Origin of the sequence: Pseudomonas sp. Z1-29 (assembly GCF_051131995.1) — a bacterium.
In the GTDB taxonomy this organism is placed as follows: Bacteria; Pseudomonadota; Gammaproteobacteria; order Pseudomonadales; family Pseudomonadaceae; genus Aquipseudomonas.
In genome coordinates this window covers 1,925,236-1,948,892 of the sequence record NZ_CP071645.1, presented here as the reverse complement: position 1 = coordinate 1,948,892, position 23,657 = coordinate 1,925,236, and the positions used below count along the sequence as shown (strand labels likewise).

At 60.8% G+C, this 23,657-nt stretch carries 19 protein-coding genes; 11 read left to right on the top strand and 8 right to left on the bottom strand.

The window, feature by feature from the left end:
- Positions 1–3: 3 nt before the first annotated feature.
- A complete protein-coding gene (locus J3P84_RS09050) occupies positions 4–1,212 on the bottom strand; it encodes an ammonium transporter (RefSeq protein WP_434629488.1) in 1,209 nt (402 codons plus the stop codon).
- A gap of 326 nt (positions 1,213–1,538) precedes the next feature.
- Between J3P84_RS09050 and J3P84_RS09045 the strand changes: the two genes are divergently transcribed.
- The 7 genes from J3P84_RS09045 (at position 1,539) to J3P84_RS09015 (ending at position 11,688) form a co-directional block, all read left to right on the top strand.
- Entirely contained in the window at positions 1,539–1,853 is a 315-nt protein-coding gene (locus tag J3P84_RS09045; RefSeq protein ID WP_434572838.1) for a DUF883 family protein, read from the top strand.
- Between the two features lie 2 nt (positions 1,854–1,855).
- Positions 1,856–2,245: a phage holin family protein gene (locus tag J3P84_RS09040; protein WP_305499799.1), complete on the top strand. Its 390-nt coding sequence runs from the start codon at positions 1,856–1,858 to the stop codon at positions 2,243–2,245.
- Positions 2,242–2,586: a hypothetical protein gene (locus J3P84_RS09035; RefSeq protein WP_434629485.1), complete on the top strand. Its 345-nt coding sequence runs from the start codon at positions 2,242–2,244 to the stop codon at positions 2,584–2,586. Before J3P84_RS09040 ends, J3P84_RS09035 begins: the two co-directional genes overlap by 4 nt.
- 165 nt (positions 2,587–2,751) lie before the next feature.
- Positions 2,752–4,080, top strand: coding sequence for a deoxyguanosinetriphosphate triphosphohydrolase (locus J3P84_RS09030; protein ID WP_305499797.1), 1,329 nt, complete (start codon positions 2,752–2,754; stop codon positions 4,078–4,080).
- A gap of 323 nt (positions 4,081–4,403) precedes the next feature.
- Complete coding sequence (locus J3P84_RS09025; RefSeq protein WP_305499795.1) at positions 4,404–5,030, top strand: response regulator transcription factor; 627 nt, start codon at positions 4,404–4,406, stop codon at positions 5,028–5,030.
- 74 nt (positions 5,031–5,104) lie between these two features.
- Entirely contained in the window at positions 5,105–8,662 is a 3,558-nt protein-coding gene (locus J3P84_RS09020) for a transporter substrate-binding domain-containing protein (protein WP_434631227.1), read from the top strand.
- Between the two features lie 77 nt (positions 8,663–8,739).
- A complete protein-coding gene (locus tag J3P84_RS09015) occupies positions 8,740–11,688 on the top strand; it encodes an HD domain-containing phosphohydrolase (protein WP_434629481.1) in 2,949 nt (982 codons plus the stop codon).
- Here the strand turns inward: J3P84_RS09015 and J3P84_RS09010 are convergent, their stop codons facing one another.
- Positions 11,689–12,171, bottom strand: coding sequence for a GAF domain-containing protein (locus J3P84_RS09010; protein ID WP_434629478.1), 483 nt, complete (start codon positions 12,169–12,171; stop codon positions 11,689–11,691).
- The gene (locus J3P84_RS09005) at positions 12,168–13,058 is read right to left on the bottom strand and encodes an ATP-binding protein (protein WP_434629475.1); all 891 of its coding nucleotides are present in this window, start codon (positions 13,056–13,058) and stop codon (positions 12,168–12,170) included. The genes J3P84_RS09010 and J3P84_RS09005 overlap by 4 nt, the downstream gene beginning before the upstream one ends.
- Before the next feature lie 163 nt (positions 13,059–13,221).
- Between J3P84_RS09005 and J3P84_RS09000 the strand changes: the two genes are divergently transcribed.
- Positions 13,222–15,543 carry a response regulator gene (locus J3P84_RS09000; protein WP_434629472.1) on the top strand — a complete coding sequence of 774 codons (2,322 nt, stop codon included), beginning with the start codon at positions 13,222–13,224 and terminating at the stop codon, positions 15,541–15,543.
- On the opposite strand, the gene J3P84_RS08995 is transcribed toward J3P84_RS09000, so the two are convergent.
- From J3P84_RS08995 to msrB, 3 genes are all read right to left on the bottom strand, one after another.
- Positions 15,527–15,988 carry a MarR family winged helix-turn-helix transcriptional regulator gene (locus J3P84_RS08995; protein ID WP_434572825.1) on the bottom strand — a complete coding sequence of 154 codons (462 nt, stop codon included), beginning with the start codon at positions 15,986–15,988 and terminating at the stop codon, positions 15,527–15,529. The two genes, J3P84_RS09000 and J3P84_RS08995, sit on opposite strands and share 17 nt — an antisense overlap.
- Entirely contained in the window at positions 15,985–16,470 is a 486-nt protein-coding gene (locus J3P84_RS08990) for a glutathione peroxidase (RefSeq protein WP_434629468.1), read from the bottom strand. The genes J3P84_RS08995 and J3P84_RS08990 overlap by 4 nt, the downstream gene beginning before the upstream one ends.
- Before the next feature lie 221 nt (positions 16,471–16,691).
- Positions 16,692–17,087: a peptide-methionine (R)-S-oxide reductase MsrB gene (gene msrB / locus J3P84_RS08985; RefSeq protein ID WP_434629465.1), complete on the bottom strand. Its 396-nt coding sequence runs from the start codon at positions 17,085–17,087 to the stop codon at positions 16,692–16,694.
- A gap of 220 nt (positions 17,088–17,307) precedes the next feature.
- Between msrB and J3P84_RS08980 the strand changes: the two genes are divergently transcribed.
- Positions 17,308–18,519, top strand: coding sequence for a pyridoxal phosphate-dependent aminotransferase (locus J3P84_RS08980; RefSeq protein WP_018603142.1), 1,212 nt, complete (start codon positions 17,308–17,310; stop codon positions 18,517–18,519).
- 298 nt (positions 18,520–18,817) lie between these two features.
- A complete protein-coding gene (gene htpX / locus J3P84_RS08975) occupies positions 18,818–19,705 on the top strand; it encodes a protease HtpX (RefSeq protein ID WP_003183732.1) in 888 nt (295 codons plus the stop codon).
- A gap of 51 nt (positions 19,706–19,756) precedes the next feature.
- Here the strand turns inward: htpX and J3P84_RS08970 are convergent, their stop codons facing one another.
- Positions 19,757–20,461, bottom strand: coding sequence for a thiopurine S-methyltransferase (locus tag J3P84_RS08970; RefSeq protein WP_434629462.1), 705 nt, complete (start codon positions 20,459–20,461; stop codon positions 19,757–19,759).
- 105 nt (positions 20,462–20,566) lie between these two features.
- Here J3P84_RS08970 and J3P84_RS08965 point away from each other — a divergent pair, with 105 nt between their 5' ends.
- Positions 20,567–21,334, top strand: coding sequence for a DODA-type extradiol aromatic ring-opening family dioxygenase (locus tag J3P84_RS08965; protein WP_434629459.1), 768 nt, complete (start codon positions 20,567–20,569; stop codon positions 21,332–21,334).
- 201 nt (positions 21,335–21,535) lie between these two features.
- On the opposite strand, the gene J3P84_RS08960 is transcribed toward J3P84_RS08965, so the two are convergent.
- On the bottom strand, positions 21,536–23,209 hold the full coding sequence (locus tag J3P84_RS08960) for a DEAD/DEAH box helicase (RefSeq protein WP_305499776.1): 1,674 nt from the start codon (positions 23,207–23,209) through the stop codon (positions 21,536–21,538).
- Positions 23,210–23,657: the final 448 nt, after the last annotated feature.

The window sequence follows — 23,657 nt, the reverse complement described above, 5'->3', positions numbered from 1 at the left end:
TGTTCAGTCCTGACTGACGGCACCGATCTTGTGGATCGACAGATCGGCGCCGTAGTACTCCTCTTCCTGGGTCAGCCGCAGGCCCAGCACGAACTTGATCGCACCATAAACCGCGAACCCGCCAACCAGGGCAATGACGACGCCCAACGCAGTGCCGACCAGTTGGCTGACCAGGCTGACGCCGCCCAGGCCACCCAAGGCTTGCTGGCCGAAAATGCCGCAGGCAATGCCACCCCAGACGCCGCACAGGCCATGAAGGGGCCAGACCCCGAGCACGTCGTCGATTTTCCACTTGCCCTGGGCCGCGGTGAAACACCAGACAAACAGCCCGCCCGCGATGGCTCCGGTCGCCAGCGCCCCCACCGGATGCATCAGGTCGGAACCGGCACAGACCGCCACCAACCCGGCCAACGGGCCGTTATGCAGGAAGCCGGGGTCGTTGCGCCCGATGATCAAAGCCGCCACGGTCCCGCCGACCATTGCCATCAACGAGTTGACCGCCACCAACCCACTGACTCCAGGCAACGTCTGGGCACTCATAACGTTGAAACCGAACCAGCCGACAATAAGAATCCACGAGCCCAACGCCAGGAACGGGATGCTCGAAGGCGCGAACGCCACCAGGCGCCCGTCCCGGTAGCGACCATTGCGCGGCCCGAGCAACAGTACCGCGGCCAATGCCAGCCAGCCGCCCATGGCATGCACGACCACGGAGCCGGCAAAGTCATGGAAACTGGCGCCGAAACGGGCTTGCAGCCAGCCTTGCAGGCCGTAGTTGCCATTCCAGACCAGGCCTTCGAAAAACGGGTAGATGAACGCTACTATCAGCACCGTGGCGCACAACTGCGGTACGAACCGGGCACGCTCGGCGATCCCTCCGGAAATAATGGCCGGGATCGCGGCGGCAAAGGTCAGCAGGAAGAAAAACTTCACCAGGCTGTAGCCGTGGTCAGCGCTGAGCACCGCCGCCGGCTGCAAAAAAGTCACGCCGTAGGAAATCCAGTAGCCTATGAAGAAATAGGCCAAGGTCGACACTGCGAAATCGCTGAGAATCTTCGACAACGCATTGACCTGATTCTTTTGTCGGACGGTGCCTACTTCAAGGAACGCGAAGCCGGCGTGCATGGCCAGAACCATGACCGCACCGAGCAGGATGAACAGCGTGTTGGAGCTGTGGACCAGATTGTCCACGGCGCTTTGCAGATTTTCCATGGTGTTGGCAGACCTGAGAAAGTTGAAAAGGCACCAAAGCGGTTCAATCGAGCGGCGGACGCACCAAGTTGAAACGCCTCATTCCCCTGCGAGCCGCTTTGGTGCGCGAAAACCGCTGTCACGACGTTGCGCAGCGTGGTGCTTCGCGGGTTTTGATTATTTGAGTTAAGGTTCTGCGGGCTTTTGCCCAGCTTCAGCGCACCGGCGCATGCTGACGCACCAGTACATGGCGGATGCCAGAGCAAAAGTTGTACCAGCAGTTTCACTGAACCTTCCGGCAAGGCTCATACTCGAACGCTTCAGACGTCACTTACGGAGATGCACCAATGGCCAGAACCCAGGCAAAGACTGCTCAAGAAACCTTGAAGGAAGACTTCCAGACGCTGGTCAAGGACACCGAACGGTTGCTGGACCACACGGCGACCCTGGCTGGTGATCAGGCTGACGAATTGCGCAGCCAGATCCACGAAACCCTTTTGCGCGCCCGTGAAACCCTCCAGCTGACCGAAGACTCGGTACGCGAGCGCGGTCAGGCTGCAGTGATTGCCACCGAAGAATATGTGCAGGCCAATCCTTGGCAATCGGTCGGCATCGCTGCGGGCGTGGGCTTTTTGATCGGACTGCTGGCGACACGGCGCTAATGATGGGCATCGACGAATCCGGCTCGCCCGAATCGGGCACGAAGCCTACCGCGCGGCGCCTGGGCGCGGCATTCCTCGGCTTGCTGCACAGTCATGTCGAACTGTTCGGCATCGAATTGCAGGAGCAGAAGGCCCGCACCGTCAGCCTGTTGTTGTTTGCCGGGCTCGCGCTGGTTTTCGGTTTGCTGCTGCTGGTCGGGCTGTCCGCACTGGTACTGATTCTGGTGTGGGATACCTATCGCCTGGCGGGGATCATCGGCCTCTGCCTGTTTTATCTGCTAGCGGCGTTGTTTTGCGGGCTTCGGCTCAAGGCAGCGATTTTTGATGAGTCCTCGCCTTTCCATGCCACCCTCGAAGAACTCGCCAACGACCGGGAGCGCCTGTTGCCATGAGTCGGCCCGATATTCCCCAAGCCCGTACCCGGCAGGAAATGCGCAAGGCGCTGGTGCGCCTGCGCATGGAGATGCACCGCCAGGAAATTCGTCAGGAAACCCGGCAACTGCTGCACCCGCTGCAACGGGTGCGCGGCTTTACGCAAAGCTGGCATGAGGGCTTCGGCCTGAAGCATGCGTCACTCTGGGGCGTGGCCGCCGTGTCCTTGCTCGGCTTCCTCGGCGGCAAGCGGACCCGAAGCGGACGCTCAGGACGCTCAGGTGGCTTCTCGCGACTGATCCGGCTGGCCACCGCGCTGCTGCCGCTGATCAAGCTGGCCAAGACTGTACGCAAACCCTGACGGCCGTGTCCGCGGACCGACCCTGAACGGGCCTTTCCATTGGAACGGCCCGATTGACCCGTCCGTGCAACACCCGGGTACAACAGGTCGATGCCTGCGGCCCTTGCAGGACGCGTCCCGAACCGGGAAGCTAGGGCATCGACTCACCAAACGGAGCAACTGGCCTTGGATTGGCACACCCTGCTGACTCGCGAACGCCTGGGCAAACCCCTGCACAGTCCGGAAGAACTGGGCCGCAGCCCTTTCCATAAAGACCACGACCGCATCATCTTTTCCGGTGCATTCCGTCGCCTCGGACGCAAGACCCAGGTGCATCCGGTCTCCAGCAACGATCATATCCACACGCGCCTGACCCATTCGCTTGAAGTCAGTTGCGTCGGGCGCTCCCTGGGCATGCGCGTGGGAGAAACCATCCGCGGCGCCCTGCCAGACTGGTGTGAACCCAGCGACCTGGGCATGGTGGTGCAATCGGCCTGCCTGGCCCACGACATCGGCAACCCGCCGTTCGGCCACTCCGGTGAAGACGCCATCCGCTACTGGTTTCAACAGGCGGCCGGACGAGGCTGGCTGGATGCCATGAGCGAGGCCGAGCGCAATGACTTTCTCAATTTCGAGGGTAATGCCCAAGGATTCCGGGTCCTCACGCAGCTCGAATACCATCAGTTCGACGGCGGCACCCGGCTGACCTACGCGACACTTGGCACTTACCTGAAATATCCCTGGACTGCCCGCCACGCCGACTCCTTGGGCTACAAGAAGCACAAGTTCGGCTGCTATCAGAGCGAACTGCCGTTGCTCGAGCAGATTGCCCACAAGCTCGGCCTGCCGCAAATCGAGGACCAGCGCTGGGCAAGGCATCCGCTGGTCTACCTGATGGAGGCCGCCGACGATATCTGCTACGCGCTCATCGACCTGGAAGACGGCGTGGAAATGGAGCTGCTGGAATACCCGCAGGTGGAATCGCTGCTGCTGGATCTGGTCGGCGATGACCTGCCGGAGACTTATCGTCAGCTTGGCCCGCTGGATTCCCGGCGGCGCAAACTGGCGATCCTGCGCGGCAAGGCCATCGAACACCTGACCAACGCCGCCGCCCGGGCGTTCGTCGAGCAGCAGGAGGCACTGCTGGCAGGCACGCTGCAGGGAGACCTGGTGGAACACATGCATGGCCCGGCCAAACGCTGTGTCTTGAACGCCAAGGACATGGCCCGCAAGAAGATATTCCAGGACAAGCGCAAGACCCTGCATGAAATCGGTGCCTACACCACGCTGGAAATTCTGCTCAACGGGTTCTGTGGTGCCGCCCTGGAACAACACGGCGGCCGTACACCCTCGTTCAAGAATCGGCGCATCCTCGATCTGCTGGGTAACAACGCGCCAGACCCTGACGGCCCCTTGCACAGCGCGTTCCTGCGAATGATCGATTTCATCGCCGGCATGACCGACAGCTATGCCAGCGAAATGGCACAGGAAATGACCGGTCGCACTCGTCAATGAGCTAAGCGCCGCCTTTATCGGCGGCTCACTCAACAACAGATAAACAAACTTTTCTCAAACTCGCTATCTCTACGAAATGAGCGAAACAAGCTACTGACGGACTATGCGCGCTTGATTAAAAGTTAAACATCTTGCCTTGAATAGAATATAAGACGCGCTCGTCCCACTCCATTCGCCTACCAATAACCTAAATACTTCGTAGTACCTTTCCTCTTTTCTTGTAGGAAACTTCCGAAACTGGAAATGTAGCCCCGTCTCCTCGTACGACCCTGACTTAACTGGGCTAAGGTGCGCGCTTTATTCAGTTCGCAGGGGATTTATTCATGAACTCCGTTTTCATTGTCGACGATCATCCGGTCATCCGCCTCGCCGTTCGAATGCTGCTGGAGCATGAAGGTTATAAAGTTGTAGGAGAAACCGACAACGGCGTCGACGCGATGCAAATGGTCCGTGAATGTATGCCGGACCTGGTCATACTGGACATCAGCATTCCCAAGCTTGATGGGTTGGAAATTCTTTCACGTTTCAACGCAATGACCGCCCCGATCAAGACGCTGGTGCTGACGGCGCAATCACCGACGCTGTTTGGCATCCGCTGCATGCAATCTGGTGCCTCCGGCTATGTGTGTAAACAGGAAGACCTCAGTGAATTGATCAGCGCAATTAAGGCCGTACTGTCCGGCTATAACTATTTCCCGAGCCAGGCGTTGACGCCCCTGCGTCATGATGATCCGCGCAGTATCGAGCTGGATCTTTTCAAAAGCGTCAACGATCGCGAATTGATGGTGCTGCAACTTTTCGCGCAGGGCCGTACCAACAAAGACATCGCCAAAGGCATGTTTCTCAGCAATAAAACCGTCAGCACGTATAAAAAACGCTTGATGCAGAAACTCAAGGTCAAGTCCCTGGTAGATCTGATCGAGATGGCCAAGCGCAACGCACTGGTTTGAGAAATAACAGCATGTACAGATGTCTACGCGAATTTCTTCTGCTGTCGTGCGCAGGACTCTATGTCGCGACTCTCATGGCCGCCCCGCAGTTGCCCGAGCGTTATACGCTGCTGAGTCGGGCGACGGCGGATCCCATGCAGATCAGACTCGACGCTCCCCATCGCGCCTGGCTGCAAGGTCGTCAGGAGCTGGTCCTGGGTACATCCGCACCGGATTATCCCCCGTTCGACCTTTCCACCAGTGGCCGCGATTATGAAGGCATGACTGCCGATTACGCGGGTGTCGTCGCCCAGGCGACCGGTTTGCCCATGAAGGTATTGCGCTTCAGTTCCCGTGGCGAAGCGATTGCCGCGCTCGAAAGCGGGCAAATCGACTTGCTCGGCAGCGCCAACGGTTTCGAGGCCAGCAATCCGGGCATCGCCCTGTCGAAACCCTATGCAGTAGACCAGCCCGTCCTTGTTACCCGGACGAGCGACAGCCCGTCCCTGACCGAAGATCTCGAAGGGCTGCGGCTGAGCATGGCCTATCACTACCTGCCCCTGGATGAAATCAGAAAACTCTATCCCAAGACGCAGATCACCACCTACACCTCTTACCAGAACGCCATCAATGCCGTCGCCTTCGGCCAGGCCGACGTATTTCTCGGCGACACCGTTTCTACCCACTATCTGATCAACAAGGGCTACCTGAGCAACGTCCGCATGGCCAGCTTCGGAAAACACGAAACCTACGGTTTCAGTTTCGCGGTCCGCCGGGATAATGCCCTGCTGCTGGAAATCCTGAACGCCACGCTGAGCCAGCTCCCGATTGCGGAGCAGACGGCGATCTCAAAACGCTGGAGTGCCGGCAGCGACCTGTACCTCACGGATCAGCGGATACAACTGACTGACCGCGAACAACGTTGGCTGACGAAGCATCCCGTCGTTCGCGTGGCCGTAAACGAAACGTTCGCGCCGTTTACGTTCTTCGATCCGGACGGTGATTTTCGCGGTATCAGCGCCGACCTGCTGGAACTGATCAGGCTGCGTACCGGCCTGCGCCTGGAGATCCAGCGGCGCCAGACTGACGGCGAAATGATCTCCGCGGTGGTGAAAGGCGAGGCCGACATGATTGCCGCGCTCCTGCCCAGCAGCGAACGGCAACAGTCCTTGAAGTTCAGCCGTCCCTACCTCGACAGCGCCTTTGTCCTGCTGACCCGCAAACAATCCGACACGCCCGCGACCCTCGACCAGCTCGCCGGCAAGCGTCTGGCAATCGCCGCAGGCAATCCCATCATCGACTGGCTACGCAGCGAATATCCGCATATCCAACTGGTCGAGGCCGCCGACTCCCTGCGGGCCGTCGACATGCTTGCCCAGGGTGAGGCCAATGGCAGCGTCAGTTCGCTGGTCATGGCCAATTATTTCCTGTCTTCCCACACGCTGCGCGACACATTGCAGATCAGCAGCACCGTAGGCACCCGACAAGCCCTGTTCTCGTTGGCCAGCGCAACGAACTCACCAGAGTTGAGCTCGATCCTGGACAAGACCCTGACCAGCATCGAACCCGCCGAACTGGGGGTCATCAACAACCGCTGGCGAGGGCATATCTCGGCGGCGGAGCTTACCTGGCGCACCTATCACCGGGTATTCCTGCAGTTTGTCGCAGGCGCCGGCCTGTTATTGCTGCTGTCCCTGGCGTGGAATGCCTATATGCAGCGGCAGATCAGGCAACGCCAGAAGGCGGAACTGGCGCTCAATGACCAGCTTGAATTCATGCATGCCCTGCTCAACGGCACCCCCCATCCGATCTACGTGAGGGACCGCCATGGGTTTCTGCAAAGCTGTAACGACAGTTACCTGGAATCGTTCAACGCAACACGCGAAGAAGTGATCGGCAAGGACGTCGCGGCGGTATCCATGAGCAATGTTTTCGAAGCGCAGGAATATCGGGCGGATTACCAACGTGTCATGGCCGAGGGCACCGCCTTGATCACCGACCGGCCACTGCAGATTGGCGCTCGGAAGCTGACGATCTATCACTGGATCCTCCCCTACCGTAACGCCGCGGGACACGTACAAGGCATCATCGGTGGCTGGATCGACATCAGTGAACGGCGCCAGCTTGTCGAGGAACTGCATGCCGCCAAGGAACAGGCCGACGCCGCCAATCGCGCGAAAAGCACCTTCCTGGCGACCATGAGCCATGAAATCCGTACGCCCATGAACGCAGTGATCGGCATGCTGGAACTGGCCCTCAAGCATGCCGACAAGGGACAGGTCGACCGTTCGACCATAGCGGTCGCGTACGAATCGGCCTCAGGCATGCTGGAGCTGATCGGCGATATCCTGGACATTGCCCGCATCGAATCAGGCCACCTGACCCTGGCCCCCGAACGAGTGAATGTCAGCGCCTTGCTGCGCTCGGTGGTCAGGGTATTCGAGGGACTGGCCCGGCAAAAGAATCTGCTGTTGTCGCTGCAAGTAGATCCCGCCGACGACAAACACGACGTCCTGATAGACCCGTCGAGATTCAAGCAGGTGATCTCGAACCTGATCAGCAATGCCTTGAAATTTACCGAGCAGGGCGAGGTGAAGGTCCGCGCCAGGCTTTCCCGAACCGCTCACGAAAATACGTTGCGGATGCAGATAGAAGTCAGCGACAGCGGCATTGGCATCAGTCCGGTGGACATGCAGCGCCTGTTCGAACCGTTTGCCCAGGCCGACAACAGCAGCCGGATGGCCCGCAAAGGCGCGGGGCTGGGGCTGGTGATCAGCCGCCAGTTGTGCCAGATGATGGGCGGTGAGTTGTCTCTGGACAGCCAACCGGGCGTCGGTACCCAGGTCCGGCTTACCCTGGAGCCGAGCATCCTGCCCGAAACGACGATCGGCGTCCCGGCTGAGCCTGCGGTCGAAACGGCCACGGCCCGATTGAGCGTCCTGGTGGTGGATGATCACCCGGCCAATCGTTTATTGATGACGCAGCAACTGGAATACCTCGGTCATCGCCACTCCCTCGCCAACGATGGCGCGCAAGGGCTCAAGGCTTGGCATGAGGGTGATTTCGACCTGATCATCGCCGACTGCAACATGCCCGTCATGAACGGTTACGAGCTTGCCAGGGCCATCCGTCGGTACGAGGCCGAACATCAACAGCCGCGCTGCACCATCCTCGGGTTCACCGCCAATGCGCAACCCGAGGAGAAGCAGCGCTGCAAGGAGGCCGGAATGGACGACTGCCTGTTCAAGCCGATCAACTTGAGCAGCCTGAGCCAATGGATGAACACGATCAAGCCCGCGAGCCGCCCAGCCGTGTTCAATGTCCGGAGCCTGCACATGCTCACCGGCGGCGACCCGATCTCCGTCCGGCGGCTGCTGGCGGAACTGCTCAGCAGCAACCGTTCCGACCGCCAGGAACTGCTCCAAGCCGCCCGTACCGGCGCTTCCCAAGCGCTCGCCGAAACGGCGCACAAGATAAAAGGTGTCGCCCGTATCGTGCAGGCAAATGGGCTGATCGAATTGTGCGAGGCTCTGGAAATCGCCTGTCATCAAGAGCAGGCACCCGGACAAATCGACGCCTGCGCGAAAGCGCTCCACCGAGCGATGACCGAACTGGAACAGGCGCTGGAAACGGAGATCGCCAAGGCAGGATAATCCAGTGTTTACTATGCTGTTGGCTCAGCAGTGCGTATCAGGGGGCGATCTCCCCCCGAACACTTGGAGTGACGGATATGCCCAGCGCACCGCGTCCGGAAAAACGCCGGTTTCCCCTGCACGTCCATATCAGCGTGATGTTTACCCTGCTCCTGCTGCTGACCGGCGTCGTGCTGGGCGTCTTCAACTACCGGCAAACCACCCAGATCATCCTGTCCAGCAGCGAAAAGCTGTTCAATCGAATTGAACAGGACGTACGCCTGGACCTGTACGACACCTACGAACCGATCCGTCATCTGCTGGGCCTGCTGGCCGATTACCCGGCGACGCGTGCGCCTGGGATGGCGCAACGGCTGGACCTGCTCGTGCCCTTCAGCCAGGCGCTGCGAGACAACCCGAACCTGGCGTCGCTGTACCTGGGTGACAGCAAGGGCGAGTTTTTCATGGTCCGGCCGTTGCGCACCGATGCCTTGAGGGCTGCGATGAAGGCACCGGTCGGCGCGCTGTATCAGGTCTGGACCGTTGAGCGCGCCGGCAACGAAGGCCTGGTTCGCTCGCAATCGTTGTTCTATGACCGGGACCTTAACCTTCTCAGCCGCCTGCAACATCCTGACGAAACCTACGATCCGCGGAGCCGGGGCTGGTTCCGTAGCGCCTTGAACAGCCATGAACAGATCACCACCGAACCCTACGTGTTCTTTTCCACCCGAAACATCGGCACCACCCTTGCGCGGCGCAGCGGCGAGCAGGCCGTCATCGGCGCTGACCTGACCCTCGCCGCCCTGTCCCAGACATTGGCCAAGCACAAGGTGAGCGCCGGCACCGAAATTGTCCTGATCGATCCCCAAGGCAACGCGGTGGGCTATCCGGACAGCCCCCGGTTGATCGCCGACATTCAGTCGTCCCGCCTGATCAAGGCGCGTGACCTTGCCCCGGCCATCGCCGCTGCGCTCGATGACCACACTGACACGCCACGCCTGGAAGCGGCCGGACGCCATTGGATCGTTTCCCGCAGCCACATGCAGGAGGGCGGGCCGCAGGGTTTGGAGTTGGCCTTGCTGGTGCCGGAGGACGAACTGCTCGCCGATGCCTATCGCCTGCGCTGGCAAGGCGCGCTGATTACCCTCGCCACGTTGCTGATGTGCCTGCCCCTCGGCTGGCTGACCTCGCGAATCCTGGTCAAGCCCTTGCGCGCACTGGTCAAGGAAGCCGACGCCATTCGCAGCTTCGACTTCAACTATCCGGTGTCCCGCCGTTCTCCGGTGCTGGAGGTCGATCAACTGGGTGTTTCGATGGCACGCATGAAAGAAACCCTGGCGAGTTTTTTCGAGATCACGGCCAGCCTGCGCGCTGAAACCCGCTTTGCCCCGCTATTGGAGCGGGTGTTGTTCGAGACGGTGAAAATCGGCCAGGCCCAGGCCGGCCTGATCTATCTGCGCGAACACGACGAGGAGCAAGTCAAGCCCTACGGGCTGGTGATCGATGGGACGCCTCGGGACCTGCAAGCCTTCGCCCTGCGAGGCTACGCACTGAATGGCGCGGACAGCCCGCCGTGGTTACAGGAACTGGCCACCGCGGAGACCCTGGTGTCCTCGCTGGGCTTCGAGCAGGCTGCCGATTTGCGCAGCGTCCTGCTGGAACTGGATGCCCCGCGCGTGCACCTGATCGGCATCCGCTTGCGCAACCGCCATCAGGAAACCGTTGGCATCTTGTTGCTGTTGATCACAGACAGCGGCGCTGAAGCCGACCTGGAGAAACTCCAGCCGGACCGCATCGCCTTTCTCCAGGCCGTTTCCGGCACCGCGACGGTGAGCATCGAAAGCCAGCGCCTGCAAGCCAGGCAAAAGCAGCTGCTGGACTCATTCATCCAACTGCTCGCCGGGGCGATCGATGCCAAGAGCCCTTACACCGGCGGCCATTGCCAGCGAGTGCCAGCCCTGACGCTGATGCTCGCCCAGGCCGCGGCCGCCAGCCAGGCACCGGCGTTCGACGCCTACCGGCCAACGGACGATGAATGGGAAGCGCTGCACATCGCTGCCTGGCTGCATGACTGCGGCAAGGTCACCACACCCGAGTACGTAGTGGACAAGGCCACCAAGCTGGAAACCCTGAACGACCGGATCCATGAAATCCGTACCCGCTTCGAGGTACTCAAGCGCGACGCCTGGATCAATTACTGGCAGGCCCTGGCAACCGGTGGCGAGTCGTCAGCCCTGGCCCGCCAGCGCGACGCGACGCTGGCCGCCCTCGATGATGACTTTGCCTTTGTCGCACGCTGCAACCTGGGCTCCGAAGCCATGGCCGAGCGTGATCTGCAGCGTCTGCAACGCATCGCCCAGCGCACGTGGACGCGCACCCTGGATGATCGTCTGGGAGTTTCCTGGGAGGAAAGCCGACGCCAGGCGCGCACACCTTCGCCGACGCTTCCGGTGACTGAATCGCTGCTGGCGGACAAACCCGAGCATTTGATCGAGCGGCATGCAGCCGAGCTGATTCCGGCAGACAACCCATGGGGCTTCCAGCTCGATGTACCGCGCTGGAAATACAACCGCGGCGAACTCTACAACCTCAGCATCACGCGCGGCACACTGACCCGCGAAGAACGTTATGTGATCAACCACCACATGGTGCAGACGATCCTGATGCTCAGCCAGCTGCCCTTCCCCAGCCACCTGGAAAACGTTGCGGAAATCGCTGGCGGCCATCACGAGAAAATGGATGGCACCGGTTATCCGAAGCGACTCAAGCGCGAGCAGATGAGCCTGCCGGCTCGAATGATGGCGATTGCCGATATCTTCGAAGCGCTGACCGCAGCGGATCGCCCGTATAAAAAAGCCAAGAAACTGAGTGAAGCCCTCGGCATCATGGCCACCATGTGCCGCGACGCCCACATCGATCCCGAGCTGTTCCAGCTGTTTGTCGACGAGCGAATCTACTTGCTTTATGCCGATGAGTTCCTGGACCCGAGCCAGATCGATGAGATCGACCCGGGCAGCCTGCTGGTCAATGCCGGGCTGAAGGCGTGATCAGCAATCGGTCAGCCGCAGGAAGATTGCCGCCAGTTGCTCGATGCCGGCCTGGTCGTGCTCGGTGAAGCGCGCCGGTTTCGGACTGTCCAGGTCCAGCACGCCGATCAGTCGTCCCTCTTTGACCAGCGGCACCACCAGTTCGCTGTTCGAGGCGCTGTCGCAGGCAATGTGCCCGGGAAACGCGTGGACATCTTCGACACGCTGGGTTTGGCGAGTCGCCGCCGCCGTGCCGCAGACACCACGACCGAAGGGAATGCGCACACAGGCAATCTGGCCCTGGAACGGCCCCAGCACCAATTCCTCGCTGCGGTTGAGGTAGAAACCGGCCCAGTTCAGACCCTCCAACTGACTGAACAGGAAAGCCGAGAATTGCGCGGCATTGGCGATGAAGTCGCGTTCATCCGCCAGCAACGATTGCAGCTGTGCCGACAACAGGCCGTAGCCTTCGAGGCCGTCACCGGTGTGGGTCAAATCGATCATGCTTTGTGCTCCAGGAGTTTGAGGCCCACCCAATAACGGGCAAATTGATAGGCGCAACGTCCGTTGCGGTTGCCACGTCCGGTTGCCCAGCGCACCGCCTGCACATCCAGTGCTTCGTCACGCTGCCAGTCGAGCCCGGCCTTGGCCGCCAGCTCGCCGATCCAATGCTCTACCACATCGAGGAAATGCTCCTGGGTAAATGGATAGAACGATAGCCACAACCCGAAGCGGTCGGACAAGGCGATCTTGTCTTCCACCGCCTCGCTGGGGTGCAGCTCGCCGTCGACCCGTTTCCAGTTCTCGTTGTCGCTTTCCTTTTCCGGTACCAGGTGACGGCGGTTCGAGGTGGCGTACAGCAGCACATTGTCCGGCGCCTGTTCCAGGGAACCGTCGAGCACACTCTTGAGCACGCGGTAGTCGCCTTCGCCGGACTCGAACGACAGGTCATCGCAGAACAGCACAAAACGCTGGGGCAGTTTTGCCACCTGCTCGACTACCCGGGGCAGATCGGCCAGGTGGTCACGCTCGATCTCGATCAAGCGCAGGCCCTGCCCGGCATGCTCAGCCAGCAAGGCCCGTACCAGCGACGACTTGCCGGTGCCGCGCGAGCCCCAGAGCAAAGCGTGGTTGGCCGGCATGCCATCGATGAACTGACGGGTGTTGCGGCCCAGTTGTTCAACCTGACGGTCGACACCGATCAGGTCCGACAGGCGCATGTCGAGGCTGACCGTCAACGGCATCAGGAAACCGCTGCGCCCGTCACGTTGCCAGCGCGCGGCCAGGGTCTGGTTCCAGTCGATGTCGGGCCGCGGGGCGGGCAACAAGGGCTCGATACGGGCAAGCACCGCATCGGCGCGCTCAAGAAAAGCATTCAATCGGGCGTCCACGTCTTTTCCTCGGACAAGTTCACGGTAATGATGACGCTACAGCGACGAAACGACGAGGCCAGCTGCGGGTCTGTTTCAGACAATGCAAACCGGCCGCACCGGTATTCGGAAATGATCAGCTATGCTTGACCGGCGAAGGGAAACGTAAGTGGTTCACCATCCCATGGACATCAGATTCACCCAACGGCTGTCGTACAAACAGGCTCGACTGACCGTCATGGTGGGTTTCGTGCTGGGCACCTTCCTAAGCCTGGTACAGATCGGCATCGATTATGCCAGCGAAGACGCGTCGATCAACCGTGAAATCCTCTCGTTGCTGGAAATCAGCCACAACCCGGCCTCGCGCATCGCCTATAACATCGATGCCGAGCTTGCCCAGGAATTGGCCCTGGGCCTGTTGCGCTCGCCGGCCATCGTCGGCGCCGAACTGATCGATAACAACAATACGGTGCTGGCCAGCGTCAAGCGACCCGAGCTGCAAAGCAGCTACCGATTTATCAGCGACTCGCTTTTTGGCGCCCAACGACAGTTCGAAGACCGGCTCTACCTGAATCATTCGCCGGGCGAGTCCCTCGGCGTGCTGCGACTGGATGTAGACACTTATGCGTTCGGCAGCCGTTTCCTGCGCCGGGCCGAGGTGACACTGCTCAACGGTTTCGCCCGCAGCCTGATCCTGACCGGCCTGCTGCTCGCGCTGTTCTACGTCATGCTGACCAAACCCTTGGTGCGGGTTATCCGCGAACTCAGCAGCCGCGACCCGGGCAGCAGCGAACAGCGCCCGCTGGAATGTCCTTCCGGCCACCAACACGACGAAATCGGCGTGCTGGTCTCGGTCGCCAACCAGCAGTTCGAGAATGTCTCCACTGAAATCCAGCAACGGCGCGCGGCTGAAAATCGTCTGACCGATTACCTGGCGCAACTGGAGAATATCGTTTCGGCGCGCACGGCCGAGCTAAAGGCCATCAATGCCCGGCTCAGCCAGTCCAACGAGGAGCTGGATATTGCCCGGCGCACCGCCCTCGACATGGCTGACGCGCGCTCCGCGTTCCTGGCCAACATGAGCCATGAGATCCGCACCCCCCTCAATGGCTTGCTCGGGATGATCGCCCTGTCCCTGGATGGCCCGTTGACGGCCGAGCAACAACAACAGCTGTCGATAGCGCATGACTCCGGCAAGGTATTGGTCGAACTGCTCAACGACATTCTCGATCTGTCCAAATTCGACGCCGGCCAACTGGAACTCGAACGTATCCCGTTCGACCTTGGCGCGCTGGTCGAAGACACCGCCAACCTGCTGTCGCAGAACGCGGCGCCAAGCGTCGAACTGGCGTGTCTGATCGATCCGCAGTTCCCAGCCCAGGTACTGGGCGACCCGACCCGCGTTCGCCAGATCGTCAGCAACCTGCTTTCCAACGCGTTGAAGTTCACCCGTTTCGGTCGGGTCGATGTGCGATTGAATCACTATGAAGGCGGCGTGCGGGTCGAGGTCTGGGACACCGGCATCGGCATTCCCCAGGAGGACCAGGCGCGGATTCTCCAGCCGTTCACCCAGGCCGGCGCGGGCATTACCCGCCAGTTCGGCGGCACCGGGCTGGGCCTGGCACTGACCTACAACCTCTGCGAGGCGATGCAGGGCCGGTTGACGATCAGTTCCGAGGCGGGCTTCGGCAGCCAGTTCTGCGCCGACCTGCCGCTGCCCGCCCACAGCCCGGCCGCGCCCGTCGAGACCTTGCGGGGCAACGTGGTCGCCATCACCACCGCCAACAGCGGGCTGGCCGAATTGCTGGGCATGCTGCTGCCGGTCTGGGGACTGGACTACATACAGCGCACCGTGGACGACGGGTTGCTGGGGCTCAAGCCGGACATCCTGATCACCGATTGCCCGGAATGCCTGTTCAATTTACGCCCGACCTTCGACGCCCCGATCCTGCTCGTCACCGCCTATGGCAGTTTCATGCCCAGCGAAGAAGCCGCCGCCCTCGCGCCTTTGCTGCAGCAGGCCCGACCGCTGGCGCGCCACGCGCTTTACCAGATCCTGCGCCGGGCCCTGCAAAGCGAGGCGACGACCATCAACGACGCGCAGATCGAAGCACTGGCGCCCTCGCGGCGTGGCCGGGTGCTGCTGGTGGAGGACAACCCGGTCAACCAACTGGTGGCCAAGGGCATGCTGGTCAAGCTGGGCTGTGAAGTGGTGGTCGCGGCCCATGGCGCCGAAGCCCTGGACCAGCTCGAACAGCAAGCGTTCGACCTGGTCCTGATGGACTGCAACATGCCGGTCATGGACGGTTACGAAGCCAGCCGGCAGATTCGCCGCAGCGGCCGCTGGCCGGACCTGCCGATCGTCGCGCTGACGGCCAACGCGATGCCCGAGGAACGCGAACGCTGCCGGGCCGCCGGCATGAGCGATTACCTGTCCAAGCCGTTCCGTCGCGAGGAACTGGCGGCATTGCTGGACCAGTGGGTGCCGACTACGTCAGCCCTTTGATCTGCTTGAGCAGGTGATCCAGGCCATCGCGCAACTCGCCCACGCGATCCAGATCGATCCCGCTGTCGCACAGCAGGCGCGCCTTGAGCGGGCCGACCTGCTCGCGCAAGGCGCGGCCCGCATCCGACAGGCTCAAATGCACCTCTCGCTCATCCTGGACCGAGCGTTGGCGGCGGATCAGACTCAGTTGCTCCAGGCGCTTGAGCAACGGCGTCAGCGTGCCGGAATCCAGCAGCAAACGCTCTCCAAGCGCCTTGACCGTGGGCTGCTCCGGGGTGTTGTCCTGCCATTCCCACAGCACCAGCATCGCCAGGTACTGCGGATAGGTCAGGCCAAGCTGATCGAGCATCGGCTTGTAGCCACGAATCACCGCCCGTGATGCGGCGTACAGCTTGAAGCACAACTGGCTGTCGAGCTTCAGCGAATCGACTGACAGGTCGCTCATTTCAGCAGGGCTTCGATCTCGCCGGTGAGATCCTCGGGCTTGGTGGTCGGGGCGAAGCGCTTGACCACCTGGCCGTCCCTGCCAATCAGGAACTTGGTGAAATTCCACTTGATGCCCTTGGACCCCAGCACACCGGGCGCCCGCTGCTTGAGCTGGACAAATAGCGGATGGGCGTTGGCCCCGTTGACATCGATCTTCTTGAACAGCGGAAAACTCACGCCGAAGTTGAGCTCGCAAAACTCGGAGATCGCCCGTTCGTTGCCTGGTTCCTGCTTGCCGAACTGGTTGCAAGGAAAGCCCAGCACCACCAGGCCCTGGTCCTTGTAGGATTGCCACAAAGCCTCAAGACCTTTGTACTGCGGGGTGAAGCCGCATTGGCTGGCGGTGTTGACCACCAGCACGGCCTTGCCGGCGAAATCGGCGAGCGTCTTCTGCTCGCCCTTGATGGTGGTGCAGGGAATGCTCAGCAGATTGTCGGTCATGGGACGGCTCCAGAGGGAAGTTGGATGCCGAAGATAGCGAGCAATTAAATTGTGTGCAATTTAATTTAGCTGCAAAACCGAGTCCTGTGGCGAGGGGATTTATCCCCGCTGGGTCGCAAAGCGACCCTGGAAGGTTGGATACCCTCGCTCTGCACACAGAAGAATGGGGCTGCTTCGCAGCCCAGCGGGGATAAATCCCCTCACCACAAAGACTGTGCCGATTACTCGCGAGGCACGAGATCCAGGCACACCGAGTTGATGCAGTAACGCAAGCCAGTGGGCGGTGGGCCGTCGGGGAAGACATGGCCCAGATGCGCGTCGCATCTGGCGCAGACCACCTCGGTGCGAATCATGCCGTGGCTGACATCTCGCACTTCCACCACCGCGCTCCCCTCGATCGGGGCGTAGAAACTCGGCCAGCCGCAGCCGGAATCGAATTTGGTCGTCGAATCGAACAACGGCTCGTTGCAGCAGATGCAGTGGTAGATGCCGTCGGTCTTGGTCGCGTTGTACTTGCCGGAAAATGGGCGTTCGGTGCCTTTGAGGCGACAGACGTTGTACTGCTCCGGGTCGAGCATCTCACGCCATTCTTCAAGGGTTTTCTGCAACTTTTCCATCGTCCTACCTCGGCAATTGAAAAAGCCCGATCCGACGCTTTTCCGCAGATCGGGCGGCACGTATGATTGCGCCTCGTCAGGCGCCAGTCTGGCAGTCACGTCATGCGCATTCAAATGGATTGTGGCGCATCTACCGCGTCCGGCCCGGGCACAGACGCAGGATCCCCAGTACGGTAGTTCATACGCCGCCTGGATCGTTCATTTTCGGGAACACATCGCCATGCAGGTCAGCAAATCGAACAAGCTCGCCAACGTCTGCTACGACATTCGCGGCCCGGTGCTCAAGCACGCCAAACGCCTGGAAGAGGAAGGCCATCGCATCCTCAAGCTGAACATCGGCAACCCGGCGCCCTTTGGTTTCGAAGCCCCCGATGAAATTCTCCAGGACGTCATCCGCAACCTGCCGACCGCGCAAGGCTACAGCGACTCCAAGGGCCTGTTCAGTGCGCGCAAGGCCGTGATGCAGTATTACCAGCAGAAGCAGGTCGAAGGCATCGGCATCGAGGACATCTACCTGGGCAACGGCGTGTCCGAGCTGATCGTGATGTCGATGCAGGCCTTGCTCAACAACGGCGACGAAGTGCTGGTGCCGGCGCCGGATTATCCGCTGTGGACCGCCGCCGTCAGCCTGTCCGGCGGCAACCCGGTGCATTACCTGTGCGACGAGCAGGCCAACTGGTTCCCTGACCTGGCGGACATCAAGGCCAAGATCACCCCGAATACCAAGGCCCTGGTGATCATCAACCCGAACAACCCGACCGGCGCGGTGTACTCCCGCGAGGTGCTGCTGGGCATGCTCGAACTGGCCCGCCAGCACAACCTGGTGGTGTTCTCCGACGAGATCTACGACAAGATCCTCTACGATGACGCCGTGCACGTCTGCACCGCCTCGCTGGCACCGGACCTGCTGTGCCTGACCTTCAACGGCCTCTCCAAGTCCTATCGTGTCGCCGGCTTCCGCTCCGGCTGGATCGCCATCTCCGGCCCCAAGCACCACGCTCAGAGCTACATCGAAGGCATCGACATGCTGGCCAACATGCGTCTGTGCGCCAACGTGCCGAGCCAGCATGCGATCCAGACGGCGTTGGGTGGCTACCAGAGCATCAACGACCTGGTCCTGCCCCAGGGCCGTTTGCTGGAACAGCGCAATCGCACCTGGGAACTGCTCAATGACATCCCCGGCGTCAGCTGCGTCAAACCGATGGGTGCGCTGTATGCCTTCCCGCGAATCGACCCGAAGGTCTGCCCGATCCACAACGACGAGAAATTCGTCCTCGACCTGCTACTGTCGGAGAAATTGCTGGTCGTCCAGGGCACGGCGTTCAACTGGCCATGGCCGGACCATTTCCGCGTCGTGACCCTGCCGCGGGTTGACGACCTCGATCAGGCCATTGGCCGCATCGGCAATTTCCTCAAATCCTACCGTCAATGAGCCAGACGGAGTGCGGGGCGTTCGCCTCGCGCTCTGTTTGATTCAGCAACATATCCATTTTCCTGCCTCCGCAGGTTTCTGACGCGGGGACTCGTTGTCCGATGGACGACGAGACGCAACGTTCACGGGGGGCAGCGGCCACATTTCTTTTCCGGCGCAACTTTCAGAAAAGTCTTTCAAACAATGAGGACCGCTGTAGGACACAGTTTGAAATAGAAGGCGAGTTGAATAGCCTGCGGCAGCACCTTATATACCCCGCATAACGCTACATCTTTAGCATGAGGAGATTGCTACCACCATGATGCGCATCCTGCTGTTCTTGGCCACTAACCTGGCGGTCGTGCTGATTGCCAGCATCACCCTGAGCCTTTTCGGCTTCAACGGGTTCATGGCGGCCAACGGGGTTGATCTCAACCTCAATCAGCTGCTGATCTTCTGTGCGGTGTTCGGTTTTGCCGGTTCCCTCTTCTCGCTGTTCATCTCCAAGTGGATGGCGAAGATGAGCACCGGCACCCAGATCATCAGCCAGCCGCGCACTCGTCACGAACAATGGCTGCTGCAGACCGTCGAGCAGTTGTCCCGTGAAGCCGGGATCAAGATGCCGGAAGTCGGGATCTTCCCGGCGTACGAAGCCAACGCCTTCGCCACCGGCTGGAACAAGAACGACGCCCTGGTTGCCGTCAGCCAGGGCCTGCTGGAACGGTTTTCGCCAGATGAAGTGAAAGCTGTGCTGGCCCACGAGATCGGCCACGTCGCCAACGGCGACATGGTGACTCTGGCGTTGATCCAGGGTGTGGTGAACACCTTCGTCATGTTCTTCGCCCGCATCATCGGCAACTTTGTCGACAAGGTGATTTTCAAGAACGAAGAAGGCCAGGGTATCGCCTACTACGTGGCGACCATCTTCGCCGAGCTGGTCCTGGGCATCCTCGCCAGCGCCATCGTCATGTGGTTCTCGCGCAAACGCGAGTTCCGCGCCGATGACGCCGGTGCGCGCCTGGCCGGCACCAGCGCCATGATTGGCGCCCTGCAGCGCCTGCGCGCCGAACAAGGCCTGCCGGTGCACATGCCCGATACCTTGAATGCCTTCGGCATCAACGGCGGCATCAAGCAGGGCCTGGCTCGCATGTTCATGAGCCACCCACCGCTGGAAGAGCGAATCGACGCACTGCGTCGTCGCGGCTAACCGCCAACTGATACAAGAAAGCCCGCAGCGATGCGGGCTTTCTTGTGCCTGCTAAGTCAAAAGCGGCAGCGGGCCCGTCCGGGACGGGGTCATTGAGCGCACCCCACGACTGGACACCAGATATACCCGCTCATCCAGCCGCTTCACGCCCGCCTGCAAGAACTTCCAACTCTCGCCCAGCACATCCTGCTTCTGCAGGACTTGCAATTGCCAAGCCCTGCCCAGCAACCGCTGCACCTCTTCATGTCCTACCGAGAACGGCGGCCCAGGCATCTCGTCCTGGTTGTAGTCCAGGGTAATCAGCAGGCCGACGCAGTCCGGCATTATGCTCTGCAGATGGGCCGCATAACGCTCGCGCATCGGTGCAGGCAGGGCGATCAGTGCCGCACGGTCATACAACGTCGCGCAATCCGCGACGTCCAAAGGTGTCAACGCAAAGACATCACCGCAGCGGATCTCGATGGCACCAGAACGAAATACCTTGAAGGCGCCCTCCTCACTCACGTTTGGCTCAAGCTGATGCTCCTGGAAAAAATCAGTGACGGCCTTTTCCGATAGCTCCACCCCCAGCACGGAAAAACCTTGTTGCGCCAACCACAGCAGATCCAGCGTCTTGCCGCACAAGGGCACCAATACTCGAGTTTCTTCAGGCAATCCCAACTGTGGCCAGAAACGCTGCAAGTAAGGGTTCACTTCCGGCAGATGAAAACCGATCTGGTTGGTTGACCAACGCTTGTGCCAAAACTCGGGGTCCATGGGAATCGCTCCATAAATTCGATCAAAACGGGTTAAAACTTATATTAGATTTCGATCGTTGACCTGACCGAAGATGAACCCATCTTAACGCTCAGGAGCCCGTCCATGCTGCCCAGCCTGTTTATCTCCCATGGTTCACCGATGCTTGCCCTGGAACCCGGCGAGAGCGGTCCGGCCTTGGCTCGCCTGGCCGCGCAAATGCCGAAGCCCAAGGCCATCGTGATTGTGTCCGCCCATTGGGAGAGTAATGAACTGCTGGTCAGCGCCAACCCGCGACCGCGTACATGGCATGACTTCGGTGGCTTCCCGAAAGCGTTGTACGAAGTGCAATATCCGGCGCCAGGCGATCCCCTGCTGGCAACGCAGGTCGCCGAACTGCTCAATGCAGCGCAATTGCCGGCACGCCTGGAGACAGTGCGGCCATCGGACCATGGCGTCTGGGTGCCGCTGTCGTTGATGTACCCCGAGGCCGATATTCCCGTGGTACAGGTTTCCCTGCCCAGCCAGCGCGGCCCGACACTGCAGACGCAGGTCGGCCGGGCTCTGGCAGGACTGCGCGAACAGGACATTCTGCTGATCGGTTCCGGCAGCATCACGCATAACCTGGGGGATCTGGACTGGAACGCCGGCCCTGACAGCATCGAGCCCTGGGCCAAGGCATTCCGCGATTGGATAGTGGCGCAACTGGCGGCCAACGACGAGTTCGCGCTGCATGATTACCGCCGCCAGGCCCCCAATGCGGTGCGCAGCCATCCCAGCGACGAGCACCTGTTGCCGCTGTATTTTGCCCGGGGTGCGGGTGGGAAATTCAGCATTGCCCATGAAGGGTTCACGATGGGAACGTTGGGGATGGACATTTATCGGTTTGATTGACCAGCAGACCGAGTCGCTCCAATCGCGAGCAAGCTCGCTCCCACATTGGATTTTCGGCCTCACAAATCCCCTGTGGGAGCGAGCTTGCTCGCGATTGGCTTCAACACCGCTCCCCCGGCAGGAACACCAGATAACAGGCAAAAAAAATCCCCGAACCAGTCGGGGATTTTTTCATGCTCGATCAATCAGCCTGCGGGCCGATCAATCCTCGCGGTAACGACGCAGCTTGAGCTGCTTGCCAGCCACGCGAGTGTCCTTGAGCTTGGTCAGTAACTTCTCCAGGCCTTCTTCCGGCAGTTCCACCAGGCTGAAGCTGTCACGCACCTGGATGCGACCGATCGCTTCGCGGGCCAGGCCGCCTTCGTTGAGGATCGCGCCCAGCAGGTTCTTGGCGGCAATGCCGTCACGAGCGCCCAGCGCGGTACGGCAGCGGGCACGGCCTTCGCCCAGCGGGATCGGCGCGCGACGCTCGCGATCACCACGGTCCGGACGATCACCGGTACGCTCGGGACGATCGCCACGCGGCGCGCTGTTCGGCACCAGTGGACGTTCCTTCTCGATCGCCGCCAGGGTCAGCGCCTGACCGTTGGTAGCCTTGCGCAGCAGGGCAGCGGCCAGGGCACGCGGGGTGCAACCGATGTCGGCGGTCAGGCGATCGAGCAGATCACCGTGGGTCGATTCGGCGTCAGCCACCAGCGGCGACAGGCTGTTGGTCAGTTTCTTGATACGGGCATCGAGGACGGCCTGGGCGTCCGGCAGGCGGACTTCCGCGACCTTCTGACCGGTTACACGCTCGATCACTTGCAGCATGCGGCGCTCACGCGGAGTCACCAGCAGCAGCGCGCGACCTTCGCGACCGGCACGGCCGGTACGGCCGATACGGTGGACGTAGGATTCCGGATCGTACGGCATGTCCACGTTGAACACGTGGGTGATGCGCGGAACGTCCAGACCACGGGCAGCAACGTCGGTCGCCACAACGATGTCCAGACGGCCATCCTTGAGGGAATCGATCACGCGCTCGCGCTGGTTCTGGGCAATGTCACCGTTCAGCGCAGCGGCTTTGTAGCCTTTGGCTTCCAGGGCGCTGGCCAGGTCCAGGGTTGCTTGCTTGGTGCGCACGAACATGATCAGGGCGTCGAAGTCTTCCACTTCCAGCAAGCTGAGAACGGCGGAAGTCTTCTGGTCAGCGTGAACCAGCAGGTGAGCCTGCTCGATCGCGGTAACGGTCTGGGTCTTGGTCTGGATCTTCACGTGTTGCGGATCGCGCAGGTGGCGCTCGGCAATGGCACGGATCGATTGCGGCAAGGTGGCCGAGAACAAAACAGTCTGGCGAGTCGCTGGCAGGGCCTTGAAGATGACTTCCAGGTCATCCATGAAACCCAGCTTGAGCATTTCGTCCGCTTCGTCGAGAACCAGGTGGTTCACGGTAGCGAGGACTTTCTCGTCACGACGCAGGTGGTCGCAGAGACGGCCCGGGGTGGCGACAACGATCTGCGCGCCATTACGGATTGCTTTCAGTTGTGGGCCCATCGGGGCGCCGCCGTAAACGGCCACAACGGTAACGCCAGGCATTTGCTTGGAGTAGGTTTCGAAAGCGGTTGCTACTTGCAGCGCCAACTCTCGGGTTGGCGCCAGGATCAGGGCTTGCGGCTCGCGCTTGGCAGGATCGATGCGATGCAGGATCGGCAGGGCGAACGCAGCGGTTTTACCCGTACCGGTTTGCGCCTGGCCAATCATGTCGTGGCCGGCCATGATGATCGGGATCGATTGCTGCTGAATAGCCGAAGGTTCTTCGTAGCCAGTCGCAATGACGGCAGCAAGAATGTTCGGGTTGAGATTAAAAGCGGCGAAGCCGCCGGTTTCCTGGGTCATGGGTCTGCCTCTAAGTGCATCCGCAAAGACCCATGCTCCAAAGCTGCGCATGCCGTGTTGAGACTCAAGAGTCGCCCTGGCTGCTTTGTCGGCGGGGATTTGCGAAAACGAATGAATGAAAAAGAACGTCGTGGAAGCATCCGTTGTGCGGACATGCAACCGAAGCTGGCTTCGGGGAATTGCGCTACCGTGACGCGGCCCGGCTAAAGGCCGGCGCGCACTATACCGGAATTCGTTGAAAAAGGGAGATTTTTTTATCAACGAAGGGTGTGGTGGGGCTCTGTGCAGCAGGCGTTGAGGGCGTTAGCTAAAACGGTTCACCTTTGGATGGCTAAGCCCTGTGATGAGCTCCCTGTGGCGAGGGAGCTTGCTCCCGCTCGGCTGCGAAGCAGACGCCTGGGTTGATATCTGAAATCGAAGGGGCCGCTTCGCGGCCCAGCGGGAGCAA